This is a genomic window from Streptomyces sp. AK02-01A (assembly GCF_033795305.1).
In the GTDB taxonomy this organism is placed as follows: Bacteria; Actinomycetota; Actinomycetes; order Streptomycetales; family Streptomycetaceae; genus Streptomyces.
This window is the reverse complement of sequence record NZ_JARBAE010000029.1, coordinates 90,941-97,121: the sequence shown is the minus strand read 5'-3', so window position 1 is coordinate 97,121 and position 6,181 is coordinate 90,941. Positions and strand designations below refer to the sequence as shown.

At 67.1% G+C, this 6,181-nt stretch carries 8 protein-coding genes; all 8 read right to left on the bottom strand.

Features of this window, described 5'->3' with window-relative positions:
- The coding region (locus PV679_RS24440; RefSeq protein ID WP_319682530.1) for a hypothetical protein at nt 1-483 on the bottom strand (483 nt) is incomplete at its 3' end.
- Nucleotides 484-1,359: 876 nt separating this feature from the next.
- Complete coding sequence (locus tag PV679_RS24435; protein WP_319682529.1) at nt 1,360-1,761, bottom strand: hypothetical protein; 402 nt, start codon at nt 1,759-1,761, stop codon at nt 1,360-1,362.
- 357 nt (nt 1,762-2,118) lie between these two features.
- Complete coding sequence (locus PV679_RS24430) at nt 2,119-2,736, bottom strand: methylated-DNA--[protein]-cysteine S-methyltransferase (protein ID WP_319682528.1); 618 nt, start codon at nt 2,734-2,736, stop codon at nt 2,119-2,121.
- Entirely contained in the window at nt 2,736-3,242 is a 507-nt protein-coding gene (locus PV679_RS24425) for a sigma-70 family RNA polymerase sigma factor (RefSeq protein ID WP_319682527.1), read from the bottom strand. Before PV679_RS24425 ends, PV679_RS24430 begins: the two co-directional genes overlap by 1 nt.
- Nucleotides 3,243-3,510: 268 nt before the next feature.
- Nucleotides 3,511-3,957: an ester cyclase gene (locus PV679_RS24420; RefSeq protein ID WP_319682526.1), complete on the bottom strand. Its 447-nt coding sequence runs from the start codon at nt 3,955-3,957 to the stop codon at nt 3,511-3,513.
- Between the two features lie 158 nt (nt 3,958-4,115).
- The gene (locus PV679_RS24415) at nt 4,116-4,697 is read right to left on the bottom strand and encodes a DNA-3-methyladenine glycosylase I (protein ID WP_319682525.1); all 582 of its coding nucleotides are present in this window, start codon (nt 4,695-4,697) and stop codon (nt 4,116-4,118) included.
- Between the two features lie 102 nt (nt 4,698-4,799).
- Nucleotides 4,800-5,381 (bottom strand): hypothetical protein, encoded by a 582-nt coding sequence (locus PV679_RS24410; protein ID WP_319682524.1) that lies wholly within the window; start codon nt 5,379-5,381, stop codon nt 4,800-4,802.
- Nucleotides 5,378-5,674 (bottom strand): Ada metal-binding domain-containing protein, encoded by a 297-nt coding sequence (locus tag PV679_RS24405; protein ID WP_319682523.1) that lies wholly within the window; start codon nt 5,672-5,674, stop codon nt 5,378-5,380. Before PV679_RS24405 ends, PV679_RS24410 begins: the two co-directional genes overlap by 4 nt.
- Between the last annotated feature and the right edge of the window lie 507 nt (nt 5,675-6,181).

Below are 6,181 nucleotides of genomic sequence, written 5' to 3'. Positions count from 1 at the left end.
GGGGTGGCGCTGATGGGGGAGGGGCCGGCCGGCCGGTGCCGCGTCGGGAAGGCGTGGTGCGCGCCGCTCGCGGCGTCCTGCTATGTGCTCGGCGGTGATCGTCCGGCTCAGCGTGTCCTTGCTGATGTGGAGCGCGGCCGCGATGTCCGCCGCCTTCATTTTTTGTTGACGGGCCTGCTGGACCAGGGCGGCTCGCAGGTCCAGCCAGTCCCGCCCGCATTCCGTCAGGAGCTGGAGCGCGGCATCCGGGCGGCCGTCGCGCACTATCTGTTCCAGCCGCTGAGTGAGCTGCGCGTAGTCCTTGGCTATCTGAACGGCATAGGCGTCGCTGTCGGCCGACGCGGGGCGGGAGCTGTTTCGGTAGCGTGCGCCGCAGTTGTCACAGCAGTAGCGGCGACGCCGGCCCGACCCGCGTTTCTGCTCAACGGTGTTGGAGCAGCCGGGGCCCAAGCACTCAAGGCCGTCCTGGCCCTTCGGGGTCATGCGATCTGGTTCCTTTTCAGGGATTGCTTCCGGGAATCCGGCGCGGAAAACCGCAATTTTCCGGCCTGCGGAACCGGTTTCATCCCCCGCTGCACGCCGGGAAGACGGACCGGTTCGAGCGGTGCCGGGCCACCGGCGTTCCATGGCCCGGCACCTGACGAGCTGTCAGGTCGAGCGAATCCGCCGGTAGCGCAGATGTGAGCGGCATATACCGAGGGCCGCGGCACTTGCCACCGCGAGGACGGCCTCCTCGGCGTCCGGGCGGAACACCGCCAGGATGCCGAGGAATGACATCGCTAAGAACGGTCCTACCTGGTTGTTGACCTGATTGTCACGCGGCTCCCGCGTTTTGGCAGCCCTGTTCCGAGGGATGCTAGTTTCGGAACACTCCGGCCGGCCCTTAGCGGGTGGTGAGCCGGGCATGTGGTCAGGAGGCACTGAGCCCTCCTCGATCGATAGTTTGCGGATGGACGAGCCGGCTCCAAATCTATGGTTGGCGCCGTACGGGAGCTGGCTCGTGCCCGCGACGCTACCCGCTCACTCGTGCGCACTCCATCGCTACTGTCCGTTAATGGGACGATTGCGGTTGCCGAATGTTTCCGAAAGCTAATCTTGGTCATCGGCGGGCCCGCTGTGCCATGAAAAGCAAACCAGCGAGCGCAAACGATCAGCTCCGGTCAGTGCATCCGGGAGACAGGCCCCCTTCGCACCGGCGTACACCGGCGCCCGGTGCACAGCGAACCCGGATCGACCCGCCCACCCGGGCCTCTCCCATGCCACCGGAAGTGGCCAACCGACTCGGCGACGGCCGGCGGTCTGGGCGACAGGGACGCTCGGGTGTCGTGAGACGGCGCGGCCGTCGCCCAGGCCGGCCAGCTATTTGTCACCTGCGACGTGCTTGACCTCCCGCTCGGCGTTGGCCTCCTGCTCAGCGTTGGCCTCCTGCTCGGCGAGGAACTGGTCGAGCAGTTGGAAGAGGACGTGAACTACGTGCGCCTCTTCTTCCGGCGTGAGGCTCCAGAACTCTCCGTCGGCCTCCGGCAGTGCGATCTGTCGGACCAGGCCCTGCCAGACGAAACTGCTCTGGTGGCCGAGGCGGCCCAACAACCAGTCTCTCCAGCCGTCGAGGCCGGGTCCGCCATGGCGGTAGGCATGCTGCGCGTAGCCCTCAAGGAACGCTTCCAGCCCCGACAGAGAGGGAGGTTGGACGTACATCCCGGGCCGTTTCGCGACGTTGGCGAAGTACTCGCGTTCGGTCATGTCGCTGAACTTTGTCATCTCGCCCCATCGTGCCGCACCAATCCGGTGCTGCGCGAAAACCTCTCTGCCCCAGATCGGAGATCGGCGCGGGCAAAGTGTGCGGCGGGTGGGTTGGTGATGTCCCGGTGTTGCCGGTGGGTGTCGCAGAACTGTTCGGACTGCCGCACGGCGTGAGCCTTCACACCGTGGATGGTCCTGCTGAAGCAGACCGCGCGACCGGCGAGGGCGGAGCGTAGACGTACTCGCCCAGCGCGGGATGTGCGCCCCGGAAGCCACCGCCATGCGTACGTCGTGATCCGGCCGGTGCGCTGTCGACGCTGTACGGCCGGTCCGTGAAGACCTTCGCGCCGTTCCTTTGCGGCGTCCCTGTGGGCGTCATGCCGCCGTCTCCAGAGTGAGAAGGATGTGCTTGGCATCCTTGCCGCCGACGTACTGGCCCGCCGTGCCGTCGGAGCGCACCACCCGGTGGCAGGGCACCACGACCGGCAGAGGGTTGGTCGCGCATGCGGTGCCCACGGCGCGGACTGCCCGCGGGCTGCCGGAGGCAAGGGCGACCTGGGCGTAGCTCTGGGTGCTTCCGTAGCCGATTTGCGCCAGGTGGCTCAGAACATCGCGACGGAAACCCTTCGACAGGCGCCAGTCCAGTGCGAGGTCGAACTGCTCGCGCTGTCCGGCGAAGTACTCGTCGATCTGCCGGGTGGCGTCGTCGAGTCGTGCGGGCGCCCGCAGGATGCGCGGGCTGATGGAATCAGCCAGTTGTTGCAGTACCGCCGCATGGTTCTGCACCGCGTAGGCGATTCTGACAAGACCCTGCTCGGTGGCCGCCAGGAGGAGGGAGCCGACTGGTGTGTCCATCGTGCGGTACGCGATGTCGAGGATCCCTTCCTGCCGCGCCTGTGACGCCAAAACCGCGTGCAGTCGCGCCATGGCCTCGGTGTCGTCCCGGGGCAGTCCTGCGAACAGACGCCCGTCGTCAGAGGCAGATGCGTTCATCACCTTCCGGTCACTCCCATCTCGTCCGTGTCCCTGTCCCTTGGATATGTGCCGCGTAGTGCCTTGATTCCGTCGGCCGCGGCCCGGCGGGCCGCGTCGGTGCTGCCGCCGGTCAGTGCGGCGATCTCTTTGTAAGGCAGGCCCGCCAGATAGTGGTACGCCACTGACTGTCGCTGCCGCTCTGGGAGTTCCTTCAGGGCCCGCCACAGATCCCCGTCCCAGTTCTGCGGTTGGCCGATGCGGCTCGGACGCTCGGGCAGCACCTCGACGGGATCGGGACGGCGAGCGTTGGCCCGCGTGACGTCGATGGCCTTGCGATGAGCGACCGTCACCAGCCACGCTTCGACATTCGCGTCGTCCGGCAGGTCCGGATATGCCCTCATGGCCGCGAGGAACGTCTCGGACCAGGCGTCGTCCGCGTCGTCCGGGCCGAGAACGGCCCGGACGACGCGCAGCACCATGGGGCCGTAGTCGGTCACGATCTGTTGGAATGGTGGCTTGGTCACACCTGGTAAACGAGCCGGCGGGACCGAACGTGAGGTCCGCACCTCAGAAGAATCGGCCGGCTTTCGCTGCCGCCGCGGGACGTCCGCGACGACCCCGGAGTCGAAGCTCCTCGGCGGCCACACGCCCCGACTGTTGTGTGGCCGTACAACCGGTTGTACAGCCACAAGGAACAGCCGGCCATGGCGCTGTGGTGGCGCCATGGCCGGCTGAGGGAGAGGACTACGCGGTGGAGGTCACCAGCCTCTGCCGCGCGGTCGCGTGGTCCGGTCAGGCTTTGGTGATGAGGCCGAGCTGCTGGAGGACGGTGACACCGTCGTCGAGGCCGACCTCCTCGGTGATCAGGCCGTTCTCGACCTTGAGGATGGTGGTTCCGGTGAAGTGCATCTTCTTGCCGGTGCCCGCGGGCAGCGAGCCGATGGGCATGTCGTCGAAGGCATCGCCGGTCTGCGTGCCACCGCCCACCCACTGACCCACGACGTAGTCGCCCTCGGCGATGAGGTCCGCGGTGCCGGAGAAGGCGAGGTCGGGGAAGGCCGCGCGGAACTTGGTCGCGAAGGCGTATACCTCGTCACGGCCGCGGCAGGGCGCGTGCAGCGAGTACTCGAAGCGGATGTCGGGTGCGGCGAGTTCGTCGATGACGGCCGGGTTGAAGTCCGGGCCCCAGAACTCGGTGAACCAGCGTCCGACAACGGCCTTGTTCTCCTCCACTGACATGATGTGCTCCTTCGTGCGTGTGTGGCTTGTGCTTGTTCCAAGGCCCCTGCGGGACCTTCACCACGTAGACGCCACACCCATCCACAACGTGAGAAGGCCGGCCGGCGTTTTCTCGGGATGATGGTGCGGCCGGACAGTGACGGTGTTCGTGGCGGGCGTCATGCCGCGGGCCAGATGCCGGAGGTACCGCGGCGATGGCTGTCCAGGAGATGCGTATCGATCATGCCGATGGCTTCCATCAGCGCGTACATGGTGGTGGGCCCGACGAACACGAAGCCTTTGCCGCGCAGTGTCTTGGACAGGGCGAGTGATTCGGCGGAGCGGGTGGGAATGTCGTCGAAGGTGCGGGGTCTGGGTGTGTCGGCCGGTTGATGGGACCAGACAAGCGCGCTCAGGCCGCCCTCGTCGCGCAGGGAGAGAGTGGCGCGGGCATTCGTGACGGTGGCATGGATTTTCTGTCTGTTGCGCACGATGCCGGCGTTGTTCAGCAGACGTTCGGTGTCCGCGTCGGTGTAGGCGGCGACCTTGTCGGGGCTGAAGTTGTCGAACGCCTCGCGGAACGCGGGACGTTTGCGCAGGATCGTGGCCCACGACAGTCCAGCCTGGAAGGCTTCCAGACTGATTCGCTCGTACAGACCCTGTTCCGTGCGTACGGGCATGCCCCATTCGATGTCGTAGTAGGCGCGTAGCAGCGGATCCACGGCCGCCCACGGCGGACGGGACAGTCCGTCTTCGCACATCACCGCCCCGCCGGCAGATGTGTCCGTCGGAGGCGGAGTCTCAGGGAGCGCGGCGCACATTCTGCTTTACGTATCCATTCGAGGGGGAGGGCGGCGGAAGCGTCATGTGCTCTCTTCCGCGGTGTGTTCGGTGTGTTCGGTGTGTTCGGTGTGTGGGCGGTCAATGCGCAGCGTGCGGATGATCTCCCAGGTGCGGCCGTCGCGGTGGGCTCCGCGGAGATGGTCGAAGGTGCCGATGCCGCCGTGAATGATCAGGCCGTCGTGGGCGAGGGAAGCGGTGGCGACCGTGCGTGCCGGGTCCCATTCGGTGGACAGGGCGAGACGCCGGCCCATCTGTACCCATCCCGGGAGCCGGCCTGTGATGATCCAGGCATCCGGTGTCTCTCGGGTGAAGCGCCGGGCCTGCCGCAGCCAGGACGCGGCGTGCTCCGGCAAGTCGAGGATGTCGAATACCGTCCCGCCGCGCGTCTGCCACGTCGCGGCCAGTCGGTGGGCGTTGCGGATGGATTCGGTATCGCGGGAGGTGCCGATGGTGACCGAGACGGGCCGTGGTCTCATGGCGTCGAGCAGCTCCATGACGGCCTGTTCCTCCTTTTCGGTCAGTGTTCCCGGAGGGAGACTGGGGATCGCGTGGGTGATCAGCGGCGACCAGCCGCATGCTGATGCCACCGACGTCTTGTTCATCGTCCTTGTCCTTGCGTTCGGAGCGAGTTCGGCGAGACGCCCGACTTCCATGACCGGTATCTCTCCCGCAGACAGACTCCGCAGGGCCGATAGCCGGCGGCCAGCGCGGTGGCTTCGTCGGCGAAGAACACCCGGTGGACGACATAGCCGCCTCGCTCAATGGCGCGAAGTGCCGCCGGGCAGTCGAGGCGGCCATAGATCCGGCCGCGCCGGTGCCCGCCGAACGCACCTGGCTCGGTGCTCTCATAGGCGCGCCCGTCGGCGGCGAGGAGGATGTACGTTCTCACACCCATCGGTGCACCGGCGCCTTTGCCTTTCTCTCGCACGGCATCGTGGAAGACGAGCCCGGGCCGGTGCGGCCGGCCGCTGCGCATGGCCGAGAAGGCATGGCCCACGGAGGCGCGGCGGATCGGCCGGTGGCTGTCCGGAACCGGACGACTCGCAGGACCGTCGGTCCGTAGTCGGTCACGATCTGCTCGAAACGGTGCCTGATCACATTCCGTAGACGAACCGGACCCGGCAAACGTGAGATCCGGCTTTCAGAAGTGCCGGCCCGACGTCCGTGGTGTGGGCCCACCCGCCTGAGCAGGAATGGCTGTTCGAGCCGTGGGCCGGTGCCATGGTGTGGCGTTTCCTCGCGGTGGCCGGTTCGTTGAAGGAGTGAGCGGCGTTGGGGCGGGAGGGAGCGGTTGTGCGGAGGGACGGCGTCCAACACTTCTGTGGTGGCGGGACAGTGTGGCGGGGCATGGGATACGACGCGGACCGGCTCGACCGGTCATCGCGACTGCGGGACGGCGTCC

Excerpts from the sequence above, each read along its gene's own strand:
- PV679_RS24435 (WP_319682529.1), bottom strand. The coding sequence starts at position 1,761 with ATGACAAAGTTCAGCGACATGACCGAACGCGAGTACTTCGCCAACGTC.
- PV679_RS24410 (WP_319682524.1), bottom strand. The coding sequence starts at position 5,381 with ATGAACAAGACGTCGGTGGCATCAGCATGCGGCTGGTCGCCGCTGATC.
- PV679_RS24430 (WP_319682528.1), bottom strand. The coding sequence starts at position 2,736 with ATGAACGCATCTGCCTCTGACGACGGGCGTCTGTTCGCAGGACTGCCC.
- PV679_RS24405 (WP_319682523.1), bottom strand. The coding sequence starts at position 5,674 with ATGGGTGTGAGAACGTACATCCTCCTCGCCGCCGACGGGCGCGCCTAT.
- PV679_RS24420 (WP_319682526.1), bottom strand. The coding sequence starts at position 3,957 with ATGTCAGTGGAGGAGAACAAGGCCGTTGTCGGACGCTGGTTCACCGAG.
- PV679_RS24415 (WP_319682525.1), bottom strand. The coding sequence starts at position 4,697 with ATGTGCGAAGACGGACTGTCCCGTCCGCCGTGGGCGGCCGTGGATCCG.